1 protein-coding gene is annotated in these 256 nt (G+C 39.1%); it reads right to left on the bottom strand.

The features are described 5' to 3' along the window. A partial coding sequence (locus ACEN4L_RS13565; RefSeq protein ID WP_407097776.1) for a reverse transcriptase domain-containing protein occupies positions 1-256 on the bottom strand: 256 nt, incomplete at both ends.

Raw genomic sequence — 256 nt, 5'->3', positions numbered from 1 at the left:
ATTGATATGGCATGGGGCTTTGCTCGATAGCCTTTGTCTGCTTTCGACCAATAGAATCCAAATCCCAGAAATTTAAATGTTGGATTATTTGGTTTAATGACTTTCGATTTAGTCGCATTAACAGTTAAACCCAGTGTTTCCTCAATATATCGTGTAACCGAACGCATCACGCGCCTTGCTGCGAATTCGCTCTTAACGAAAATAATACAGTCATCTGCGTATCGAACAAAGTGTAATCCTCTTTTCTCAAGTTCTT

The sequence above is a fragment of the Desemzia sp. FAM 23988 genome (genome assembly GCF_045528365.1).
Taxonomy (GTDB): Bacteria; Bacillota; Bacilli; order Lactobacillales; family Carnobacteriaceae; genus Desemzia.
The sequence above is the reverse complement of the archived record's forward strand: the minus strand, read 5'-3'. Positions and strand labels throughout refer to the sequence as shown.